21 protein-coding genes and 2 tRNA genes are annotated in these 21,644 nt (G+C 72.8%); 12 read left to right on the forward strand and 11 right to left on the reverse strand.

Annotation, left to right across the window (positions count from 1 at the left end):
• Positions 1-3: 3 nt before the first annotated feature.
• Positions 4-1,548, forward strand: a complete 1,545-nt coding sequence (locus OJ962_RS03680) for an RNA polymerase sigma factor (RefSeq protein ID WP_202952191.1) — start codon at positions 4-6, stop codon at positions 1,546-1,548.
• On the opposite strand, the gene OJ962_RS03685 is transcribed toward OJ962_RS03680, so the two are convergent.
• On the reverse strand, positions 1,545-1,904 hold the full coding sequence (locus OJ962_RS03685; protein ID WP_202952192.1) for an ATP-binding protein: 360 nt from the start codon (positions 1,902-1,904) through the stop codon (positions 1,545-1,547). The genes OJ962_RS03680 and OJ962_RS03685 overlap by 4 nt on opposite strands.
• Before the next feature lie 23 nt (positions 1,905-1,927).
• Here OJ962_RS03685 and OJ962_RS03690 point away from each other — a divergent pair, with 23 nt between their 5' ends.
• The 4 genes from OJ962_RS03690 to OJ962_RS03705 are packed head-to-tail and all read left to right on the forward strand — an operon-like array spanning position 1,928 to position 7,497.
• The gene (locus OJ962_RS03690; RefSeq protein ID WP_202952193.1) at positions 1,928-2,938 is read left to right on the forward strand and encodes a dipeptide epimerase; all 1,011 of its coding nucleotides are present in this window, start codon (positions 1,928-1,930) and stop codon (positions 2,936-2,938) included.
• Positions 2,931-3,962, forward strand: coding sequence for a DUF1611 domain-containing protein (locus OJ962_RS03695; protein WP_202952194.1), 1,032 nt, complete (start codon positions 2,931-2,933; stop codon positions 3,960-3,962). Before OJ962_RS03690 ends, OJ962_RS03695 begins: the two co-directional genes overlap by 8 nt.
• Positions 3,959-6,805, forward strand: a complete 2,847-nt coding sequence (locus tag OJ962_RS03700) for a bifunctional acetate--CoA ligase family protein/GNAT family N-acetyltransferase (RefSeq protein WP_202952195.1) — start codon at positions 3,959-3,961, stop codon at positions 6,803-6,805. Before OJ962_RS03695 ends, OJ962_RS03700 begins: the two co-directional genes overlap by 4 nt.
• Entirely contained in the window at positions 6,802-7,497 is a 696-nt protein-coding gene (locus OJ962_RS03705; RefSeq protein ID WP_202952196.1) for an aspartate/glutamate racemase family protein, read from the forward strand. Before OJ962_RS03700 ends, OJ962_RS03705 begins: the two co-directional genes overlap by 4 nt.
• Here OJ962_RS03705 and OJ962_RS03710 read toward each other — a convergent pair.
• Complete coding sequence (locus OJ962_RS03710) at positions 7,475-8,887, reverse strand: MFS transporter (protein ID WP_202952197.1); 1,413 nt, start codon at positions 8,885-8,887, stop codon at positions 7,475-7,477. The two genes, OJ962_RS03705 and OJ962_RS03710, sit on opposite strands and share 23 nt — an antisense overlap.
• A 75-nt stretch (positions 8,888-8,962) precedes the next feature.
• Positions 8,963-9,373, reverse strand: coding sequence for an FHA domain-containing protein (locus OJ962_RS03715; RefSeq protein ID WP_202952198.1), 411 nt, complete (start codon positions 9,371-9,373; stop codon positions 8,963-8,965).
• A 163-nt stretch (positions 9,374-9,536) separates the two neighbouring features.
• Between OJ962_RS03715 and OJ962_RS03720 the strand changes: the two genes are divergently transcribed.
• Together OJ962_RS03720 and OJ962_RS03725 are read left to right on the forward strand one after the other, a co-directional pair.
• Positions 9,537-9,621, forward strand: a tRNA-Leu gene (locus OJ962_RS03720).
• Positions 9,622-10,038: 417 nt separating this feature from the next.
• Positions 10,039-10,111 (forward strand) — tRNA-Glu (locus OJ962_RS03725).
• A gap of 91 nt (positions 10,112-10,202) precedes the next feature.
• Here the strand turns inward: OJ962_RS03725 and OJ962_RS03730 are convergent.
• The 6 genes from OJ962_RS03730 to OJ962_RS03755 form a co-directional block, all read right to left on the reverse strand.
• Positions 10,203-10,916: a L,D-transpeptidase gene (locus OJ962_RS03730; RefSeq protein WP_202952199.1), complete on the reverse strand. Its 714-nt coding sequence runs from the start codon at positions 10,914-10,916 to the stop codon at positions 10,203-10,205.
• Entirely contained in the window at positions 10,913-12,046 is a 1,134-nt protein-coding gene (locus OJ962_RS03735; RefSeq protein ID WP_202952200.1) for an ice-binding family protein, read from the reverse strand. Before OJ962_RS03735 ends, OJ962_RS03730 begins: the two co-directional genes overlap by 4 nt.
• 143 nt (positions 12,047-12,189) lie before the next feature.
• Positions 12,190-12,453, reverse strand: a complete 264-nt coding sequence (locus OJ962_RS03740) for a hypothetical protein (RefSeq protein WP_202952201.1) — start codon at positions 12,451-12,453, stop codon at positions 12,190-12,192.
• Entirely contained in the window at positions 12,450-13,025 is a 576-nt protein-coding gene (locus tag OJ962_RS03745) for a CAP domain-containing protein (protein WP_202952202.1), read from the reverse strand. Before OJ962_RS03745 ends, OJ962_RS03740 begins: the two co-directional genes overlap by 4 nt.
• Before the next feature lie 785 nt (positions 13,026-13,810).
• Complete coding sequence (locus tag OJ962_RS03750; RefSeq protein WP_270006185.1) at positions 13,811-14,356, reverse strand: hypothetical protein; 546 nt, start codon at positions 14,354-14,356, stop codon at positions 13,811-13,813.
• Between the two features lie 284 nt (positions 14,357-14,640).
• The gene (locus OJ962_RS03755; RefSeq protein WP_270006186.1) at positions 14,641-14,847 is read right to left on the reverse strand and encodes a hypothetical protein; all 207 of its coding nucleotides are present in this window, start codon (positions 14,845-14,847) and stop codon (positions 14,641-14,643) included.
• Positions 14,848-15,128: 281 nt separating this feature from the next.
• Between OJ962_RS03755 and OJ962_RS03760 the strand changes: the two genes are divergently transcribed.
• The 4 genes from OJ962_RS03760 (at position 15,129) to OJ962_RS03775 (ending at position 18,642) form a co-directional block, all read left to right on the forward strand.
• On the forward strand, positions 15,129-15,416 hold the full coding sequence (locus tag OJ962_RS03760) for a hypothetical protein (protein ID WP_202952205.1): 288 nt from the start codon (positions 15,129-15,131) through the stop codon (positions 15,414-15,416).
• A complete protein-coding gene (locus tag OJ962_RS03765) occupies positions 15,413-16,105 on the forward strand; it encodes a PrsW family glutamic-type intramembrane protease (protein ID WP_202952206.1) in 693 nt (230 codons plus the stop codon). Before OJ962_RS03760 ends, OJ962_RS03765 begins: the two co-directional genes overlap by 4 nt.
• A 285-nt stretch (positions 16,106-16,390) precedes the next feature.
• On the forward strand, positions 16,391-17,368 hold the full coding sequence (locus OJ962_RS03770) for a Crp/Fnr family transcriptional regulator (RefSeq protein WP_270006187.1): 978 nt from the start codon (positions 16,391-16,393) through the stop codon (positions 17,366-17,368).
• Positions 17,369-17,373: 5 nt separating this feature from the next.
• Entirely contained in the window at positions 17,374-18,642 is a 1,269-nt protein-coding gene (locus tag OJ962_RS03775) for a PP2C family protein-serine/threonine phosphatase (protein WP_202952208.1), read from the forward strand.
• A gap of 61 nt (positions 18,643-18,703) precedes the next feature.
• Here OJ962_RS03775 and OJ962_RS03780 read toward each other — a convergent pair whose 3' ends face one another.
• Together OJ962_RS03780 and OJ962_RS03785 are read right to left on the reverse strand one after the other, a co-directional pair.
• Positions 18,704-19,471 carry a DUF2382 domain-containing protein gene (locus tag OJ962_RS03780; RefSeq protein ID WP_202952209.1) on the reverse strand — a complete coding sequence of 256 codons (768 nt, stop codon included), beginning with the start codon at positions 19,469-19,471 and terminating at the stop codon, positions 18,704-18,706.
• A 23-nt stretch (positions 19,472-19,494) separates the two neighbouring features.
• Positions 19,495-20,103: a hypothetical protein gene (locus OJ962_RS03785; protein WP_202952210.1), complete on the reverse strand. Its 609-nt coding sequence runs from the start codon at positions 20,101-20,103 to the stop codon at positions 19,495-19,497.
• 178 nt (positions 20,104-20,281) lie between these two features.
• Between OJ962_RS03785 and OJ962_RS03790 the strand changes: the two genes are divergently transcribed.
• On the forward strand, positions 20,282-21,643 hold the full coding sequence (locus OJ962_RS03790; RefSeq protein WP_202952211.1) for a PP2C family protein-serine/threonine phosphatase: 1,362 nt from the start codon (positions 20,282-20,284) through the stop codon (positions 21,641-21,643).
• The last annotated feature ends 1 nt before the right edge of the window (position 21,644 follow it).

The following is a 21,644-nucleotide window of genomic DNA, read 5'->3' on the forward strand; positions in this document are numbered from 1 at the left end:
GGCATGCGCACGGACGCTGAGCTGCTGTCGAGCTCCGACCCCGGGGCCTTCCGCGAGTTCTACGAGCGCCACGTCACCGCCGTCGCGGCGTACCTGGGTCGCCGCACACGGCACCCGGACGTGGTGTTCGACCTGCTCGCGGAGACGTTCGCGCGCGCGTACGAGCACCGCCGCCAGCAGGACCCGCGCAAGGGCCCGGCGATCGCCTGGCTGCTCAGCACCGCGCGCTACGTGCTCGCGGACGCCGAGCGCCGAGGTCAGGTCCCGGACGCCGCGCGTACGCGCCTGCAGCTCGGCCCGTTCGCGCTCGACGGGGCGGCGCTCGCGGCCGTCGGCGAGCGCAGCCGCACCGACCTCGCGGAGGCGCTCAAGGCGCTCCCGGAGTCCCAGCGCATCGCGGTCTACCGGCGCGTCCTCGGCGACGACGAGTACCAGCCGGCGCCCGCCGCGATCTCCGTCTCGGCCCAGCTCAAGGGCGAGGAGCCGCGCCGCGCCCGCGACCCGTTCGACGAGCTCGGCGAGCGCTTCTTCCTGGCTGCGGGCGGCCGCCTGCCGCGCTCGCGCCGCCGGACGGTCGTGCTCCTCACCGCCGCCGTCCTGCTGTTCGGGGTCGGCGTGGCCGCTGCGGCGATCCGCGTGTTCGGAGACGACGACGAGCGCCAGCGCCCACGGCCGACGGCCACGCCCACACCCACACCGACGCCGACCACGCCGGCCGACCCGCTCCCGCCGGTGCCGCCGACAGCGACGCCGCGCGCACCGCGCGCCCAGCCCGGCCCGGGCGGCACCGCGCCGATGCCGACCCAGCCGCCGGTGCAGCCGCCGCTGTCCACCGACATCGACCTCACGCCGGACCTGCGCGCCGGCCGCGTCGGCTGGTGCATCCGGCTCACCGAGCAGACGCTCGGCGGCGCCACCGTGACCACCGGCTGCAGCCCGGCGGGCCCGCCCGGCACGATGCTGATCGCCGCGGGCGGCGCCACCAGCAAGGGGTACGCCATCGTCGACCGCGCCGTGCGCGAGCTGCGCCTCAGCGACGGCCGGGTCATCACGCCCGACCGTGATCGCGGCCTGCCGACGCGCTGGCGCGCCGCCACGTGGGACATCGTCGGCGCCGCGCCCCGCTACACGCTGCACGATGTGACCGGGCGCGAGCTGCCCGCCCGCACGGGCGCGCCGCCCGCCCAGCTCGACGCCGACCGCGTCCCGGCCTCCGACCCGCCGTCGCGGCGGTGTGCGATCCGCACGCGGGAGGGCTCACGGCTGCGCGCCACGTCGGCGCGGCTGGTGCCCAGCGTCGCGCCGCTGGACATGCTGCGCCCGTCGTTCCTGAGCTGCGCCTCGACGACGTACCGGCTCAACGGGCGCCGGATGCTGGCCGCGGTGCTGCTCGACGCCGCCGACCCGGACAGGACCGCTCCGCGGATCCCGTCGACCGGCGAGCCGCTCACCGCGCGTCGCGAAGGCCCGGGCTGGCTCGTGGTCTACGGCGGATCAGAACGCCAGCGCGAGCGCGCACTGCGCGACCTGCGCGTGACGGGTCCCTAGGCGACCCGGAACCAGACGCGGGAGGCGCCGCTCTCGACGCCCCACGAGTCGGCGAGCCGGTCGACGAAGTGCAGGCCCCAGCCGCCGCGGACCGGCCGCGGGTCGGTCTTGCCGATCTTGGCGCCGGAACCCTCGTCGTGCACCTCGGTGCGCACGCCCTGTGCGTCCGAGCGAACGGTGAGCTGGATCCGGCCGCTGCCGTGACGGCAGGCGTTCGAGACCAGCTCCGACACCATCAGGTTCGCCGAGTTGCACCGTTCGGAGGGCAGTCCCGCGCAGTGCGCGGTGACGATGAGCCGGGCGATGCCGGCGGAGCTCGCCCCCCTTGGCAGCTCCAGCGTGGTGAGTCCTGACATCGGTCTCCTGCGAGCATACGCCGATGCGCGCGACTCCGCACGTTCTTGTTCTGAAGGAGACGTTCCAGATCGCCCGCGGTGCGGCCGACGAGGAGACCGTCGTCGTGGCCGAGCTCGAGCGCGACGGGATCACCGCGCGCGGCGAGGGCGCGCCGGTCGACTACTGGGGCGAGACACCCGAGACGATCGTCTCCGCGATCGAGGCCGAGGGCGAGGCGCTGCTCGGCGAGGACCTGTTCGCGGGCGAGGCGATCTCGCGCCGGCTGGAGGAGTGGGACGGGCCGCAGGGCGCGAAGATGGCGCTCGACGGCGTCGTGCACGACTGGGTCGGCAAGCGCCTCGGGCGCCCGGTCTGGCAGCTGCTCGGCGCGGAGCGCGTGACGCCGCCGACCTCCTACACGATCGGGATCGACACGGTCGAGGGCACGGCGGACCGCACGCGCCGGGCGACGGGCTACGAGGTGCTCAAGATCAAGGTCGGCGGTCCGGGCGACGTCGAGCGGCTGCGCGCCGTGCGGGCGGAGACGGACGCACGGCTGCGGATCGACGGCAACGAGGGCTGGGACCTGGAGACCGCGCGCTCGCTCACCCCGGAGCTGCTGGAGCTGGGCGTGGAGTTCGTCGAGCAGCCGTTCCCGGCCGACGACATCGAGGCCTTCATGGCCTACCGCGAGCTGGACCGGCGGTTGCCGGTGCTGATCGACGAGGGCTGCCGCGATCTGGGCTCGGTCGCGGGGATCGCCGAGTACGCCGACGGGATCGTGATCAAGCTCTCCAAGTGCGGCGGCATCCGCGAGGCGCTGCGGATGACCCACGCGGCGCGCGCGCTCGGGCTGAAGGTCATGCTGGGGTGCATGATCGAGTCCGAGCTGGGGATCGCCCAGGCCGCGCAGTTGGGGTCGCTGGTGGACTACGTCGACCTCGACGGGCACCTGCTGATCTCGTCGCGACCGTTCACCGGGCTGGGGTTGGCCGACGGCCGTCTGGTGCTGTCCGAGCGCCCGGGCCTCGGCGTGGAGCCGTCCGATGGCTGATCGTCTCGCGCTCTTCACCGGCGGCCAGTTCGCCGACTCCCACGCCAAGACGGCGCACGGCATCCTGCGCTACGGCTCGCGCGACGTGATCTGCGTGGTCGACTCCACCTCGGCCGGGTCGACCGCCGAGCAGGTCGTGCCCTACGCGCGCCGGCCGGTGCCGATCGTGCCGAGCGTGACCGAGGCCGCCCAGCTCGGCGCCAACGTGCTCGTGATCGGCGTGGCGCCGTTCGGCGGCGCGCTCACCGACGAGTGGCGGGCGGCGCTGCTGGAGGCGGTCGGGCTGGGCATGAGCCTGGAGGCCGGGTTGCATACGGTGCTGGCCGAGGATCCGGAGCTGTCGGCGGCCGCGGGCGCCGCGGGCGTCGAGCTGCGCGACCTGCGCGCCGCGCCGCCCGGGCTGTCGGTGCCGCCGGCGGAGCGGCCCGACGCGACGGTGGTGCACACCGTCGGCTCGGACTGTGCGATCGGGAAGATGTCGGTGACGCTCGAGCTCGACTCCGCCGCGCGGGCCCGGGGGATGCAGAGCGCGTTCGTCGCCACCGGGCAGACCGGCATCGCGATCTCGGGCTGGGGGATCGCCGTGGACCACGTGATCTCCGACTTCGTCGCGGGCGCGGCGTCGCGGCTCGTGCACGAGGGGGCGCAGCGGGCGCCGCTGCTGTTCGTCGAGGGCCAAGGGGCGCTCGGCCATCCGGCGTACTCGGGCGTGACGCTCGGCCTGCTGCACGGCTGCAAGCCGGACATCCTGATCCTGTGCCACCGCGCCGGCTCGACCGACATCGACGACTACCCCGGCGTCCCGATCCGGCCGCTCCCGGAGCTCGTGCAGATCTACGAGGCCGCGACGACGTGGGTGGATCACCCCGCGCGGGTACGTGCGGTGGCAGTGAACACGCGAGGCCTGGACGACGCCGCCGCGCAGGAGGAGCTCGTGCGCGTGACCGCCGAGACGGGGTTGCCCGCGAGCGACCCGGTGCGTTTCGGGGGTGACGTTCTGCTCGACGCGCTCGAGCTGCCGTGAGCGCCCCGGTCGCCGCCGACGTCCACATCGCGCTGCGCGACGGCTCCACCGCGCACGTGCGGCCCGTCGTGCCCGCGGACGCGCCCGCGCTGCGCACCTTCCTGCAGAACCTGAGCGAGAACTCGCGCTGGCTGCGGTTCTTCTCGCTCGGCGTGAACCTCGACAAGGCGGCCGAGCGCGCCGCGGCCGGGGACCGGCCCGAGGGCTACGGGCTCATTGTCACCACCGGGTCGGAGAAGCGGGTCGTCGCGCACGCCGTGTTCGAGCTCGAGCGGCCCGACCGCGCCGAGGTGGCGTTCGCGGTCGCCGACGAGATGCAGGGCCGCGGGCTGGCCACGGTGCTGCTGGCGCATCTGGCGCAGGTGGCGAGCGCGCGCGGCGTGACGACCTTCACCGCGACGGTCCTGCCCGAGAACCGGCGCATGATCAGCGTCTTCCGCGAGTCCGGGTTCCCGGTGGAGGTGCACGCCTCCCCGGACGGAATCGAGATCGTGTTCCCGACCGAGCTCGGCGCGGACGCGCGGCGGCGCTTCGAGGACCGCGACCGGGTCGCCGCGGTCGCCGCCGTGGAGCGGGTGCTGCGGCCGCGGTCGGTCGCGGTCGTGGGCGCGTCGCGGCGGCCCGACTCGTTCGGCGGCGCCACGTTCCGCCACATCCTGGGCAACGACTTCCGCGGCGAGCTGCATCCCGTGAACCCGAACGCCGAGTTCGTCGGCTCGCGGCGGGCGGTCTCGCGCGTGGAGGCGGGCGTCGACCTTGCGATCGTCGCCGTGCCCGCGGCCGCCGTGCCGGGCGTGGCGCGCGAGTGCGCGGAGGCCGGCGTGGCCGCGCTGGTGGTGATCACGGCGGGCTTCGCGGAGGCGGGCGCCGAGGGCGCGGCGCGGTTGGCCGAGCTGCTGGACGTGTGCCGGGCTTCCGGGATGCGGCTGGTGGGGCCGAACTGCATGGGCGTCGTGAACACGGCGCCCGACGTGTCCTTGACCGCGACGTTCGCGCGCGCGGACGTGCCCGCGGGGACGATCGGGTTCGTGTCGCAGAGCGGCGCGTTCGGCGCGGCCGCGATCGACGGCGCGTCGCGCCGCGGGATCGGGTTGAGCGCGTTCGTGTCGCTGGGCGACAAGGCCGACCTGTCGAGCAACGACTTCATGCAGTACTGGGAGCAGGACCCGTCGACCGAGGTCGTCGCCCTGTACCTGGAGTCGTTCGGCAACCCGCGCAAGTTCGGCCGGGTCGCCCGGCGGCTGGCGCGCGCGAAGCCCGTGCTGGCGGTCAAGGCCGGGCGCACGTCAGCGGGCGCGCGAGCGGCCTCGTCGCACACGGGCGCGCTGATCGCCGCCTCCGATTCCACCGTCGACGCGCTGTTCGCGAGCGCCGGCGTGATCCGCTGCGACGGGCTCGACGACCTGCTGGACGCCGCCGCCGTCCTGGCGGAGCAGCCGCTGCCGAGCGGCAGCGGCGTCGCGATCGTCGCCAACGCCCGCGGACCGCTGGTGGTGTGCGCCGACGCCTGCGCCGACGCCGGCCTGGAGGCGGCGACGCTCTCCGAGGCCACGCAGCGCGAGCTCGCCGAGCAGCTGCCGCCCGAGTCCGTCGTCGCCGGCCCCGTCCAGCTGGTCGCCGGCGCCAGCCCCGCGACGTTCGCCGCGGTCGCCGGCCGCGTCGCCGCCGACCCAGCGGTGGACGCCGTGATCGCGATCTTCGTCGAGCACATCGCCACCGGCGCCGACGACGTCGCCGCCGCGCTCGCCGCCCTGTCGCTGCCGATCCCGTTGCTCGCCGTCTTCATGACCCCGGGCAACCTCCCGGTCGTCCTGCGCGGCGGCGCGACCGGCCGTCGCGCCGCGGACGCGCCGCCGCTCGACCAAGGGCCGCCGAGCCCCGCCGCGCGCCTCGCGGCCGCCGCCCAGTCCGCGGTCGCCGAGGCGAAGACGCGCTGGTCAGCGGCCGCGCACGGGCTCACGCCCGCGGCCCGCGCCGCGGACTCGGCGTCCGGCCCGCCGGCCGGCCGCAAGATCCCGACCTTCCGCGCGCCCGAGCGAGCCGCGCACGCGCTCGGGCGCGCCGCGGCCTACGCGCGCTGGCGCGCCACGCCCGCGGCCGAGCCGCCCGCCCTCGACGATGTCGATGCCGACGCGGCGGCCGCGATCCTCGCCGGCGCGCTCGCCCGCGGCGGCGGGTGGCTCCGTCCGGACGAGGTCGAGGCACTGCTCGGCGCGTACGGGCTCGCGCTCGTCGAGCAGCGGCGCGTGTCGACGCCCGCGGCGGCCGCGAAGGCCGCGGCCGAGCTCGGCGGGGAAGTCGCGCTCAAGGGCATCGCTCCCGGCGTGGTCCACAAGGCGCAGGCCGGCGCCGTCCAGCTGAACCTGTCCGGGCCCACGGCCGTCAAGCGCGCGGCGAACGAGATCGCCGCGCAGCTCGACGCCGCCGGCACACCCGTCGCCGAGTTCCTCGTGCAGCGGATGGCCGACCCGGGCGTGGAGATGCTCGTGGGCGTGCTCACCGACGAGCGGTTCGGCCCCGTGGTCGCATGCGGCGCGGGCGGCGGCTTCGCCGAGGTGCTGGGGGACGTCCAGGTGCGGCTGGCCCCATTGGCGCGCGAGGACGCGCTCGACATGATCTCGCGCTTGCGCTCCCTCCCTTTGCTCTCCCGCGCGAACGCCGACATCGAGGCGCTCGCCGACATCGCCGTCCGCGTCGGCGCACTCGCCGACGCGCACCCCGCCATCGCTGAGCTCGACCTCAATCCCGTGATGGTCTCCGCCGAAGGCGCGCCCGTGGTCGATGCGCGCGTCCGCGTGGCGCCGCCCGCCGTCCAGCCCGTCTTCCCGGCGGTGGGGCGGTGAAGCGCATCGGCCTGCTCGGCGGGATGAGCTGGGAGTCGACGATCGAGTACTACCGGCTCGTCAACGAGCTCGTGGCCGAGCAGCTCGGCGGCCTGCACTCGGCGGACTGCATCCTGCGCAGCGTCGACTTCACCGAGATCGAGGTCCTCCAGCGCGAGAATCGCTGGGCGGAGGCGGGGGAGCGGCTCGCGCGCGAGGCGCAGGACCTCGAGGCCGCCGGCGCGGAGCTGCTCGTGCTGTGCACCAACACGATGCACAAGGTCGCGGCGGAGATCGAGCTCGCGATCACGATCCCGTTCGTCCACATCGGCGACACCACCGCGGAGGCGGTGCGCGGCGACGGCCTGGACCGCGTCGGCCTGCTCGCGACCGGCTACACGATGGAGCAGGACTTCTACGTCGGCCGCCTGCGCGACCAGCACGGGCTGGACGTGCTCGTCCCCGACAAGGCCGACCGCAAGATCGTGCACGACGTCATCTACGACGAGCTGTGCAAGGGGATCATCAACGACGGCTCACGCGACGAGTACCGGCGCATCATGGCCGACCTCGCCGACCGCGGCGCCCAGGGCCTGTTGCTCGGCTGTACGGAGATCGACCTGCTCGTCGGCGCAGAGGACTCGCCCGTGCCGGTCTACGACACGACGCGCCTGCACGCCGAGCGCGCGGTCACGCTGGCGCTGGCGCCGTGACCGGCTGAGCGCGCGGCGGCCGGATCACCGGGATCATCAGCGCGGCGAGCATCGCCAGGCCGGCGGCGACCGCCGCCACCACGAACGCCTCGGTGAAGGCCGACTCGGCGGGGATCGGCGTGTCGCCGATGGTCTGCGTGGTCAGCAGCGTCGCGACGAGCTGAGCGCCGAGCGCACCGCCGAGCGAGCGCATGATCGTGTTGATGCCGGTCGCGACGCCGACCTCCTCGCGCGGGACGGACTCCACCACGAGGTTGGCCATGGCCGAGAACGAGAAGCCGATGCCGATGCCGAGCAGCACGCCGCCGACGGCGATCTCCCACACCTCGGTGTGCGCGACGGCGTAGAAGCCGAACGCCACCGCGCCGATCCCCGCGCCGAGCACGAGCGGCAGGCGCGAGTTCGCGCGGATCGCGAGCCGGCCCGCCCACGGCCCGGCGACGAGCATGATCAGCGTGCTCGGCAGCATCAGCAGGCCGGCGCCGGTGACGGAGGCGCCGAAGCCGTAGCCCGTCGACTCGGGCGTCTGCGCGAGTTGCGGGATCAGCAGGAACGACGCGAACATGCTGAAGCCGATCAGCACCGCGGTGACGTTGGTCATGAACACGGGCCGGCGGCGCAGCACGCGCATGTCCACGAGCGGCTGGTGGACCTTGGTCTCCACCCAGACCCAGAACGCCGCCACGGCGAGGCCGCCGAGGATCAGGCCGAGGGTGCGCTCGTCGCCCCAGCCCCAGGCGTTGGCCCTCGAGAGGCCGTAGAGGAGGCTGGCCAGCGCGACGCTGAGCAGCGCGGCGCCGAGCCAGTCGACCCGCGAGTCCTTGCGCAGCTCCTCCTGCGGAACGTAGCGGTGGATCGCGAACGCCGCCGGCAGGGCCATCAGGCCGAGCCAGAACAGCCACGACGCGTCCAGCGCCTCGACGATCAGGCCCGCGATCACCAGGCCGACGCCGCCGCCGATGCCGAACGTGGCGCTGATCCCGCCGATCGCGGTCGCGACCCGCTCCGCCGGGAACGTCTCGCGGATGATCCCGAACGCGAGTGGGAAGATGCCGCCGCCGATGCCCTGGATCACGCGGCCGCTGATGAGCACACCGAGCGAGGGCGCGAGCGCGCAGACGGCGCTGCCGACCGCGAACGCCACCAGCACGGCGGTGAGCACACGGCCACGGCCGAAGAGGTCACCGAGCTTGCCGACGATCGGCGTCGCGACCGCGGCCGCGAGCAGATACCCCGTGAGGATCCACGCCGCCGAGGTCGGCGTGGCGCCGAACTCGCGCTGGATCTCCGGCAGAGCGGGAGACACGACCGTCTGCGAGAGCGCGAAGGCCATCCCCGCGAGCAGGAGCGACAGGAAGACGACGCGGGTGTGATCCTCGTGATGCGGCACGAGGAGAAGCTTAGGTGTCGAAATGGACGGCTCGGTCCGAACCCCCCGGACGGCGGGGGGTTCGAATCCGGGGCGCTAGGCGCGCTCGACGTAGCGCAGCGTCACGTGGCCGATCAGGACGACGTCGCCGTCCTTGAGCTCGGCCTCGGAGACGCGTACGCCATTGACCTGCACGCCGTTGAGGCTGCGGTCGTCGAGGATCACCGTCGTCTCGCCGCGCTTGGTGATCAGCGCGTGCCGGCGAGAGACCGAAGCATCGTCGAGCAGGATGTCCGCAGCCGGACTGCGCCCGATGTGCATGTTGTCCGTGGCCAGCAGGAACAGGAGGATGTCATCCCCGTCCTCCATGGCCAGGTAGCGGCCCGGAGCGATCCGCGGCAGCGTCAGCGACACGCGTCTGCGTTCCTGATCTTCAAGACGCGGCAGCGTGCCGGTCTCCTGCGTGGGCGCTTCGACGTGCGGCGGTTGGGGATCGGCGATGGCCACGGGCAAACCTCCGGGGACGGGCGTGGTCAGGGCCTTGCGGGACCCATTGTCGCCATGAGATCTCAAGAGCGAGCTAAATATTCTTAATCACCGATCGCATGGCCTGCGCCGATCGTTCGCGGCGGCTTCGCGATCGGCTCGCTATCCTTCCCGATCCCAGCTCGCGGCTGTGGTGAAATTGGTATACACGCTGGCTTCAGGTGCCAGTGGGCTTTACGCCCGTGGAGGTTCGAGTCCTCTCAGCCGCACTCCCGCTCACGGCGCCGTCGTCGCGAGCGTGAAGGTCAGGGTCTTCGCGTAGCTGCCGGTGCGCAACGCGTCACCTGAGCTGATGGACTGCTTGAAGTCGATCGTCGCGTCCGCGTTGCCGACGGGCCGGTCGTAGGCGACCAGCGGCAGGGGGAGTCGCCCCCAGCGGCTTGAACGTCGCGTCCACCGCCCCGGTCTGCGTCAGCGCGGACACGCCTCCCGACGTCTCCGAATGCGCGTGCGCGACGCCCGCCAGCAGCCCCAGCAGCACGAGCGCGGCAGCGATCACTTTCCGGTGGTCCGCATCGGGGCGCCCACCCTGAGCGCCGCCCGGGGCGCCCGTGTGATCGACGTGTGACCACTCCGTCCGGGAGCTCCGCCGGCAGGTTGCTACTCTGATCGCCGCAAGTCCTCGCGCCGCTATCGTCTAGGGGACTAGGACGCCGCCCTCTCACGGCGGAAACCGGGGTTCGAATCCCCGTAGCGGTACTGCGCAGAAGCCCGGCCTAGAGCCGGGTTTCGTCGTTCAGGGCACGAGGGCTCGCCGGCCTCGAGCGCTCGATCGCCGACGCGATCCGCCTCAGCGGATGATGGTCACGGGAACCCCTCGACCGATCCGCGCGGCGAGCCAGCGGATGGCGGCGTCGCTGAGTCGCACGCAGCCGTGGGAGACGGCGCTGCCGAGCGCGCCGGTGAGGTGGTTGATGCCGTGCAGCGCGATCTGCCCGGGACCGCCCTCGAACTCCTGGAACACGTTCGAGCGTGCGCTGGTGGCGAGGGCGTAGGGAGCGCCGGCGGCGGTCGAGGACAGCCGCACGGATTCCTCGACGAAGAACCGGCCGAGTGGCGTCGGCGTGGACGGCTTGCCGACGATCGCGCGGAACCGTCGCTGCGGGACTCCGTCCAGGTAGGCGGTGACGCGGCGCTGGGAACGGTCGACGCGCAGGTGCCAGGGCGTCGCGGTGCGCCGGGTGCCGTAGCTGCGGATCCAGCCGGTGTGGCCGTTGGGGCGCCCGGGAAGCATCACGCGCACCCAGCCCCGGGCCTGCCCCACGACGGGAAGGATCGTGCGCACGCGGGTCAGCGGCCGGCGGGCCGGGACCGATTCGATCACGCGCGCGTCCGCACGCGGAAGCGTGCGAGCGACGTGCGGCTGCATCAGCACGACCAGTGCCTGCTCGGCGGGCACGGCGGCGCTGACCGGTGTGGCGGACCCGCTCCAGGCCGCGATCAGCGCGACCCCTGCGAGCGCCGACTTCCCCCGGCGGTGGCCGGGGGAATGGGCGACGGTCATCCGGTGAAGCGCGACGGACCGAACGTCGGGCGCAGCGCGACCGCCGCGCACGCCCGGTAGCCGAGCGTCAGCGTCCGCGCCGGCGTGGCGTCCTTGAAGGTGACGCGGGCTGTGACCTTGTGGCGACCGGGAAGGCCGCGGACGAACAGGCGGAACGGGGAGCGGGTGGCGCCGCGCACGATCCGGCCGTCGAGGCGGTACACCACGCTCTTGATCTGGCGGCCGCGAAGCGTGGCGGTGAACCCGGCCGTGCACGCCGGCTGGCCGGACATGGCTCGCGGCGGGGTGCGCGTCCACACGGTGGTCCCGTTCCGTGCCAGTCTCGCTTCGCCCGCGGCGGGCGGCGCCGCCGGGGAGCCGGACCCGGAGCCGGTGTCGGAGCCGGGCACCGCCGGAGCGGCTGGCCCGGGCGCCGTCGAGGACTCGGGTGCCGTCGAGGACTCGGGCGGGGCCGCGGACGTCGTGGCGCACATCGAGGCGTCGATCACGTTGTTGATCAGGCTGATCTGGCCGTTTGATGCGAGCAGGCGTCCCTGAACCGTCGCGGCGTTGTTGAGCGAGATCGAGGCCGCGGCCATCAGGTTGCCCTGGAACGCGGTGCCGGTCCCGAGCGTGGCGCTCGTGCCGACCTGCCAGAAGACGTTGCACGGGGTGGCGGCGCCGACCAGGCTCACCCGGCTGACGGTCGCGGTCGTCAGCGCCGATGCGATCTGGAAGACGAACTGCGCGGCGGGGTCGTTCTGGGCGTCGAGCGTGAGCGTGCCGGTGAGCTGCGCCGAGGACGTGAAGCGGTACGCGCCGGGGGTGAGCACGAGCCCGCCCAGGTCGGTGCCCGAGAGGTCACTGGTCACGGCCTGTCCGGCGGCGACGCCGTAGGCGTTGGTGAGGTCCAGCTGTGCCTGGGCCGCGACGGCGTCGTTGGCGTGCACGGCTCCGTTGACCGTCGCGGCGCCGAAGCCCGTCAATGCGGTGCCGGGCGAGACGCCGAGCTCGCCGTTGAGCACGGAGGGCCCGGTGTTGGTCACCGCCGCCCCGGCGAGCGTGACGAACGGAGCCGCGGTGGCGAGGTCGACCGGCGCCGCGCTGGCGCCGGCGGGCACAGCGACGAACGCGCATCCGACGGCGAGCATGGTGCCCGCCCATCGGCGTCGGTTGGGATGGAGGGTGCTGAGCATGTGAGCCTTCCCGCGGGCGGGCTGCGCCGGCGATGTCTTCAGGGCCGGCACGCGATGACGTGCCGGTGGCGTTGCGAAGGGGGTTGTGCGGTCGTGTCTCACGGCTTCGCGCTCCGCGGCTGGTGGCCGCGGCTGAGGAGCTCGTCGAGCGCTCCCGCCGTGATCGTGCTGATGTGCGACAGGTCGAAGGTCAACTCGTGGCCGCTGGCCTCGGCGGACTGGACAGCGTCGTCGATGGCCTCGACGGCGGACAGGTCCAGGACGCCGGTCACGGTGACCTTGGTCCGCGCCAAGGCGGGGCAGGCGGCGCTGTCCACGCGGTGCCACGTCTCGACCTCACGGTGGCGAGGGGCGAGGATCACGGCTTCACGCCGAAGTCCGTCGTGAAGGTGGCGCCGACATCGGCGTCCCGCGGGATGCCGGATTGGATGCCGATGCCGAGCTCGCGAAAGCTCGACTTGAGGATGTTGGCCCGATGGCCGCTGGAACGCATCCAGGCGTCATGGACGCCGCGCACGGTGCCGAGCTCGCCGGTGCCCCAGCCGAGGTTCTCGCCGAGCGACCAGGCATCGTTACGCTGCGCGTAGCCGGCGCGCAGGATGCGGTCGACGAACGTCGCGCCGCTCGGCGTGGTGTGGGAGAAGTAGCTACGCCGGACCATGTCCGACGAGTGCTCGAGCGCGGCCTTGCGCAGCTTCGCGTTCTCACGCAGCGGCGTCAGGTCGTGCAGGGTGCGCTCGGCGTTGGTCACGCAGAGGAGCCCGCCGCGGATCGCGTCGGCGTTGCTCGTCGTGAGCGCGACGTCGAGGCTGGGGCACTGCGCCTTCGTGAGCGGAACGGCCGCGTGTGCGGTCGGGCAAACGAAGCCGAGGGCGACGATGGCCGCGCCGCAGCCCAACGAGCCGCGCAGCAGGGTGGAGTCGGACGAACGCATGGCGTCGTCTCCGATCTTCTAGCCGGGAGGAGGAAGGTGCACTGAGCGGTTCCCGTGGGCGGGCGAGCCGGTGCTCGTGGCGACCACAGTCGCGGAGTCGTCGTCAACCGACGTTCACCGCAGCGTGCAAAACCGCAGGACGCGGGCGGCGGACCGGCTGCGGCCCCGCCCGACATATGGCGCACCGCTCCTGGCGAGCACGCTGTATCGAACCCTGTCCTTGGGCCGGTGGGCGCGCTCGGTCGAGGCGCCTCAGCTCAATCGCTTCCAGCCGATGGCGGTTCTGCTGTGTCCGCCGTGGCCGTCTACTTCAACTCGATGCATGGTAGCGCGTTCAATCAGCAAACTCTGTTCTTTAGCGAATAATTGACAAAGTGCGCCTTACCAAATAAGGCCTGATCGATTACCCGAAAAGCCGGTGCCGCATGGTTCCCTGACCGAAAAGCGCAGTGTTACACGGCCTGTCGCCCGCGCGCCGCCGCGCGCGCCGGTCCTGGCGATCCGCGCCGCGGGGAGCGGCGCGCGGTCGCACCGGTTCGCTCCCTCGACGGCAACGATGACGGCGCCGGCGTCAACCCCGCTTTCGTCACCGTCAAACGCGACAGCGCCGCGCTCACGCTCAACGGCAGTCCGAGCACAGGCTCGTGTCAGATGTTCCCCGGCACGTTCGCACCGCTACCTCGTCTGCGACAACGTCGGCAACCAGACGACCTACACCTCGCTGACGATCGTCGAGCGCGACACGCGCTAGCGAGGGACGGCTCCGTTTGATCCAAACCGTCGCCTCACGGCCAAGGGGGACGCCGAACGCACGGGGTGACGGGATGGGCCGCGCGCCATGCGCTGCGCAACACGTCCTCATCGGCCGGGGTGAGCACGCGACGGTCACGGACGTCGTCGAGCAGACGGCACAGCACCTCCCCGGCCACTGCGGTGCCGATCACCCGTCTGAGCACCGGATCCCGAACGGTGGCCAACGCGACCACCTGGTTGCTGCCAGCCCAGGCCTGCCCGAGCGCGACCAGCCGGCCGTGCAGACGTGCCTCTTCGCGCAGGCACCCGAACGCTGCGCGCAGCTCGCCGTTGAACGCGACAGCGTCGCTCGGCGCTGAGAGTCGCACACGAGGGCTCTGCACCCGAACGATCGCCCGGCGCTGCTTCGGCGTGAGCCAGAGCGTCGCCTCCAAGGCGGCCAGCACGACGGCGCGGCGCGGACCGCCCCACTCAGGATCATCGATGCCAAGGAACACGCACACCCGCGCAAAGCGATCATCGGATGACGCCTTCTCGGCGAGGGGAACCACGCGGGGGGATTGGGTCAGGGTGAGCACGTCGTCTCCGAGTCGCAGGTGAACTCAGAAGTCACGCACCGCTGCCCGGCCCGAGAACGGGACGAACCCCAACGCAACTGCCCTCCGTCTCGCCAATGTACCCGACGCGAAGAGCGTGCACGCCCCCCCGGAGCGCAAGTTCCCCGAGTTTGCTGCCTTCACGCGGAGCCAGCGTGACGCCCATCCCTGCTGATCGGCTGCGCGGTCATCGGGCTCGGGGTCCGCCTCTGGCCCCGACGCCACCGGATCGATCGCGAACCCGAACGCCGGCCCCTGAGACCGGATCAGGCTTCGCCGAGCGCCTCGAGGCGTTGCGCCAGGCAGGCCGCGTAGTCGAGCACCGCCGCGTTGGCTTCCTGGCACGCGCCCAGTTCGCTCACCGCCTTGGCCAGCGCGTGCGAAGCGCGCAGGTTCAGGTACGCCGCCTCGAGAATGGTGTCGGAGATCTCCGCGGGGTCGAGCGGGTCGCGCGGCGCGCGACTCAGCGTCATGGCGACGCGGCGTCGCCGCTGCTCGCAGGGCTGGGGTTGCATGCTGGGGATCTATCCCGTGACACGTGCGGGTACTGATGCCCGTCCGTCATGTGACGGGAGCGTCGCCGCGCGCACACGCGCCAGCATGCTCGCGAGCGCCATTTTCGATCCGAGGATCCGGCATGCGGGGCGTGTTAGTCGCGGCAACACGTGGGCGTGCTGTCTTGGCTTGCGTGTGTCCGGCATTCAGGCAGAGAAGTCGTGGTGAGGCAGGCAAGGACGGGGCAGATCGACGAGGGGTGGCGTGGGACGACACGATCCGTGCGGGCGAGCGCATCCAGGTCACCGACACCGTGACGTTCGCGCCAGCCGAGGGTTGGGGGCTGGTGCGGGGATTTCGGACCATGGACGTCACCGCCGGCGGGGAGCGGTCGCTGCACGAGAGCGCGGTGATCAACGACGGCGTCACGTTCTTCGTCCAGACGAGGGATTGGACCGGGACGCCGCGGGCCGCTGCTCGACCAGGTCACCAAGATCACGACGACGCGGAGCGCCGGGAGGGCTTCCACGTGAGCACGCGTCCATGACGATCCAGGCCGGCGCGGGCCTGGACGGGGTGCTGGAGAGCTTCCGCCTCGCGGGCCTGATCGCCGCGTTCGTGGCCGGGCGGCAAGGGGATCGAGATCCAGGTGGTGGGGCCGACCGAGCAGTTGAACCAGCATGCGCGGGAGATCGGCCGGATGATCGCCGAGCTTCCACACCGAGGAGGCGGCACGATGACCGCGGTCCCGAGTCGCAGCTCGAGCGCCGCGCCACCGCGATCGAGACCTCCGGCTGGGGGCGCGCGCTCATCGGCATCCCGTCGCACGCGCTCTACACCGCGCTGCTCGCGGCCGGCCTGGTGTACCTGATCGGCACGCCCGCGCAGCTACGACGCATCATTGCGGGCGTCGTGCTCGTGCTCGCCGCGATACTCATCCACGGCATCTGGGACTCGGCCGCCGCACTCGGCGGCGGGCCACGAGTGCAAGCTCATGCGCGACCTCATGGCCCCCCGGAGGTCGCCGCCGGAACGATCACCGAGGGGAGCTCGACGCGCTCACGGGGCACCGGTCCGGGCGTCGCGCGGCCGTCGAGACCCGCGCCGACGGCGTCTCGCGCCGGCGTGAGAAGCACGTGCTGCGGGCCGCCCGCGATCTGGCGCATGATCTGGCGCGCGGCGACGAGGCGGAGATCGCGCACTCGCGCGCGGAGATCAAGCGCCTGCGCGCGGTAGCCCGCATTCAGTACGCGAATCCGATCGGAGCGCTAATCTTCACCTTGCAGGTTGGGCGGCGCTCTTGGACGGGGAGCCGCCCGGCGGGCACATCCACGCGCGGCACGCGAGACGCCGGGATCCGGAGCGTCGTCGGTCGCCGGTCCATCACGACCGAACGCGAGTGTGCTTGTGACCTGCTTCACCTCCACCCAGACGACAGCCGACCGCCCTGTGCCGGGCGCGCGCCGTACGCCGCGCGCGATCGAGACGGACCTCACCCGGAGGGCCGCGCGGCGGCCGCTGTTGAGCCTGGATCCCGATCTGGGTCAGTGGCTCGGCCCGGACGAGCTGACGGCCGCGCGTCGCGGGCTCGTGGTGCGCGTGGCCGTCGTGGGCGTCGGCGAATGGGATCTGAGCCGGATCAACGACGCGCATCCCGGCCACGTCGGGTTGTTGCTGCTCGACGGAGTGGTCGCCCGCGAGGTGACGCTCGGCGCGAGCGTCTGCGCCGAGTTGCTCGGCGCCGGGGACATCGTGCGACCGTGGAACGTGGACGAGCGGCCGGGGATCCTGGAGACGGCGGTTCACTGGAACGTGCTCGCCCCGGTGCGCATCGCGCTCCTGGATCGCCTCGTCGCGGCACGGCTGAGCCAGTACCCGGGGATCAACGCCGCCCTGATCGATCGGCTCAGCGCCCGCTCGCAGCGGCTCGCCGTCATGCAGGCCATCGCGCACCTCAATCGCGTGCAGGATCGTTTGGAGGCGCTGCTGTGGCACCTCGCCGAGCGTTGGGGACGCGTCAGCACCGACGGCGTGGTGGTCGCGCTGGCGCTCTCGCATCGCGCTCTGGGCCAGCTGGTCGGCGCCCAACGGCCGACGGTCTCCACGGCGCTCGGGAGCCTCGCGCGGCGCGGCCGCGTGACGCGCCGGACGGACGGGACGTGGCTTCTGCACCACGCGGCGTGGCCGGCGGAGGCACGTGCCGCCGTCTGCGTGCGTCAACGCCGGCGGCTGACTCCGAGCCACGAAGCGGGCTCATCACCGATGGCCGCGCTCATTGCCGATGCCGAGCCGTCTCCCGCGCCGGTGGCGCCCGTCGCCGTGGACGACGTCTGGACCGCCATCGAGGCGCTGTACGAGCGGTCACGCGGGCGGGAGGAGAGCCTCGAAGAGCTCCGCGTGGAGATCGCCGCTCTGCGCCGCCACGCGCTCGCCGCCGCCGCGCGCACACGGTTCGAGCCGGCAACGGTCGGCGCGGCGACAACGACTTCGCTCCGCTGATCGGCGTGCGGCTCCATCGTCGAGAACTGGCAAGCGTCGACGGTGAGGTGACGTTGCGACGCTCGGCACGGCTGGACTTCGGGCAGCTGATCGCGGCCGTCGAGAACGCGCCGCCGGTGGCTGCGGTCGACGTGGTCGGCGCGCAACTGTCCCAGGCCGTCGCGGCCAAGAGGGTGTCGTTCCTGATCGCCGACTTCAGCGGTCAGGCCTTGATCCGGCTCGGCCACGCGGCGCATCCGACGACGGTGCGGACCCAGGGTCGCGAGACCGCCGAACGGGTGGATCTGACCGGCAGCCCGCAGGGCCGGGCGCTCGCCACCCAGGCCGTTCAAATCGAGGACGGCACGAGCCACACGCGCGTATGCGCTCCGGTGACCAACCGCGGAGAAGCCATCGGCGTGCTGGAGGTGTGCCTGCTCGGGGCGCCTGACGAGCAGACCGTGGCCGACATCGCCCTCGCCGCGCACGCGCTCGCGTACGTCGTGATCGCGAATCGTCGCTTCACCGACCTCTTCGTCTGGGGGCAGCGCTCGGTGCCGCTGTCCCTGGCCGCCGAGATCCAGCATCGCCTGCTGCCCGGCGCATACACGTGCGAGGGCGGGCAGTTCACGCTTGCGGCCTGGCTGGAGCCCGCCGGCAACGTGGGCGGTGACACGTTCGACTTCGCCCTCGAGCGCGACACGCTGCACCTGTCGATGACCGACGCGATGGGGCATGAGGTCGACGCCGCGGTGCTGGCGACGGTGCTCGTCGGGGGACTGCGCAACGCGCGCCGCGCCGGCCTCGGGCTGACCGAGCAAGCGAGCCGCGCCAACACGCAGCTCGCGACGTTCTCGGACCACGGCGGCTTCGTCACGGGCCAACTCGCCCGCGTGGACCTGGGGTCGCAGACTGCGACCATCGTCAACGCCGGCCACCCTCCGCCGTTTCGACTCCGTGACGGTCGCGTGGAGCGCCTGCGGCTCGCGGCCGACCCGCCGTTCGGGATCCTCGCCGGCTACGACTACCAGGTGCAGACACTGCCGCTGCAGGCCGGCGATCGCATCCTCTTCGTCACCGACGGCATGTTGGAGCGCAACGCGGAGACCGTCGACATCGCGGCGGTGCTCGAGGCGACGCGCGCGATGCACCCGCGCGAAGCCGTGCGACAGCTGTCCGAGACGCTCCTCCAGGCCACCGGCGGCACGCTCGGCGACGACGCGACGACGCTGTGCTTCGACTGGCACGGCGGGGCGTCCCAGCAGCGGACGACGAGCTCCGGCGCCGACTCGTGAGCGAGCCGGCGGGAGGCGGCGTTTCAGCCCCGTCCGGCCGCGGTCGGATCGGGGCGGGATGTCATCGGCGGGCGTCGTCGACGTCGACGCGCTCGGAGCGCACCGTGTCGGTGACGGTCTCCTCGGTGGTCGTGACGTCCTTGTCGAGGCGGACGCGCTCCTTGGGAACGGTCTTCTTGTCGACGACGGCCTCCTCGGCGTGCAGGACGACCTCGTGCTCTTCCTCGGAGAGGTCGGGACCGTCGAGCGCGTCACCGCGGTTGGCGTCGGTGATCGGCTCGCGCTCGACGCGGACCTCTTCGCGCCGGACCGGGACCGTCTCGGTGACCTGGTCCTCGACGATGTACTTCTTCAGGCGCACGCGGCCGGCTTCGCGCTCGGTCGTGCCGACACGCAGCTCCTCTTCGGACCGCGTCATGGCGTCGTCGGTGTTCGGGCCGCTGGTGTCCTGGCCGGGACCGCCGCGCTCACCGGTGGCCAGGGGCTGGCCCTGACGTGAGGAGCCGGCCTCGTCGCGCCCGTAGTGGCGGTAGAGGGCGTCCTCCTCCTGCGGGGACAGCGCACCGTCGGGCTCGATCTTCGGGGCGTCCTTGACGGTCGCCTTCTCGAACGGCACGCGAATGCCGTTTCCGTCGGCGCCATCGGTCGCTCCCTGGATCGGGACGAACGACTGCTTGTTGCCGAACATCCCGGTCGTCACGAGGGCCCACTCGGGCTCGTTGGTGTCGGCGTCGAGGTAGATCTCCTCGATCTTGCCGATCTTCTCGTCGTGGGCGTCGATCAGGGTCTGTCCGCGCCAGCTGAGAACGTCGCTCGGGGTAGTGGCCATGGTGGCCTCCTTCTGATTGAAAGTCACGCCTGGCCGACCTTGTCGACCTTGCGATGGAAGTGGGTACCGGCCTTGCCGCCCGCGAGCGCGGCGACCAGCGTGCCGATCACGACGGCGGCGAGGGCGATCAGCCCGCCGGTGGTCAGCGAGCCTTCGTCGACCGGGATGCGCGGCAGGTTGAGCTGGGAGAGCACGTTGTACTCGGCGCCCAGCAGCGCGCCGGCGGCGGCGAGCGCGATCGTCACGATCAAGCCGATCAGCCACACGCCGATGCCCTGGCGCGGGCCGTTGAAGCGCGCCATGCGGCCCGCGACGTAGCCGCCGCAGTAGTACGCGATGAGCAAGATGACCAGCAGCGCGACGCCGCCGGCGATCCCGATCGTGGTCGCGTTGTCGGTCGCATCGGCGGTGTCGGCCTGCGTGGGGCCGACGGCCGCGCCGGTGGCGGCCAGCAGCGCGGTCAGCAACGTGGCGATGCCGACGGCGACCAGCCAGCCGAAGGCGTCCGCGCCCCAGGAGAAGCCACCGAACTCGTCGCGCTGACGCTGAAGGACGTCGCTGCGTGTGGGCGTCTCGCTTTGGCCGTCGGACGGCGCGTCGCCGGCCTTGACGGCGGCGGGGGAGCTCGACATGGAAGTCCCTTCTCTCAGACGAAGACCGAAGCGAAGCGTCGCAGTGGTCCGCGTCGCCCTAAGAGATTGTCCTCAGGCTCCGCAAGTGAAACGAACTTCGCGTCATTTCTGACACAAAACGACTCAACTGAGACACAAGTCGCGTTTGAGTGTTCCGGTTCGGGGAGACGACCACCCCATGCGCTCCGACGCCGCCCAGAACGCTGAGCGCGTCCTGCGCAGCGCCAGCGCGCTGCTGCGGACCGTGCCCGAAGCCAGCCTCGAGGAGATCGCCGCCGCGGCGCAGGTCTCGCGCGCCACCGTCTACCGCCACTTCGGCTCACGGGCCGGGCTCGTCGAGGCGGCCCGCCGGCGCGCGGACGCGCAGCCGCCCAGCGTGGACGCCGAGGAGCTCCCGCCGCTCGACGTCACCGACGTGCTCAACAAGGTGCCGCCGCAGTTACTGGGCGACCAGGTCGTCTCCGAGGCCCGGCGCCTGGCCGGCGTCACGTCGGCCGCGCTGTACCTGATCGACATCGAGGGCGCCCACCTGGTGCGCCTGGCCGGCTCAGAGGAGTTCCCCGCCACGCTCGACGTGCCGTTGGCGGTCGGGCCGGAGCTGCCTCGCGACGCGCTGCCGGCCCTGCGCGCGCAGGTCGAGCGCGAGCTGGCGGGCAGCGTCCTGGCCCCGCTCTCACTGCGCGGCCGGACGCTCGGCGTCCTACTGGCCGTCGACGCCCCGGAGCCGGCGCTCGCCGCTCTCGCCCGCCACGCGGCCGTCGCGCTGGCCGTCGCGGACGCGTACACCGACGTCTTCGACAGCGCGCGCCGGCGCCGCGAGACCACGCCCGCCGCGGAGATCCAGCAGCACCTGCTCCCGCCGCGGATCGCACGCCTCACCGGGGCGATCGTCGCCGGCAACGTGATCCCGGGGTACGCGACCGGCGGCGACTGGTTCGACTACGCCGAGAACCGTGACGGGGTGTGGCTCGGCGTCGCCGACAGCGCGGGCCACGGCACCACCGCGGCCGCGCTCGCGGCCGTCGTCCTCGGCGCGTTCCGGGCCAAGCGCAAGGTGACGGGCGAGCTGGGGGCCGTGCTGCGCGCGATGCGGCACGCGATCGCGGAGGTGGCGGTCGACGGCGCGTGCGTGGACGCGACGATCGCCCGCTGGCATGGACCGTCCAACACGTTCACCTGGATCACGTGCGGCGACCCGCGGCCGCTGCTGATCGACGAGCACGGTGCCGTCACCGAGCTGGCCTGCCCGGACTACGACAGCCTCGGGCGCGGAGCGGCCGACCGCGACCTCGAGGCCACCCGCCACCGGCTGCTGCCGGGCCAGCGACTGGTGCTCGTCTCCGACGGCGTGCTCGCTCGCCGCACGCGCGACGGCGGCGTGTTCGGCATCGAGGGGATCCGTGCGCTCGCGCGCCGGACGCCGGCCGCCACGGCTCCCGAGACGGTCCGAGCGCTCGAGGACGCGCTCACCGCGAGCTCCGAGGACGGGTTCCAGGACGACGCGACGACCGTCGTGCTCGCACCGACCAGCCCGGGGTGAG

This window comes from Solirubrobacter deserti (assembly GCF_027587175.1).
GTDB classification, from domain to species: Bacteria; Actinomycetota; Thermoleophilia; order Solirubrobacterales; family Solirubrobacteraceae; genus Solirubrobacter; species Solirubrobacter deserti.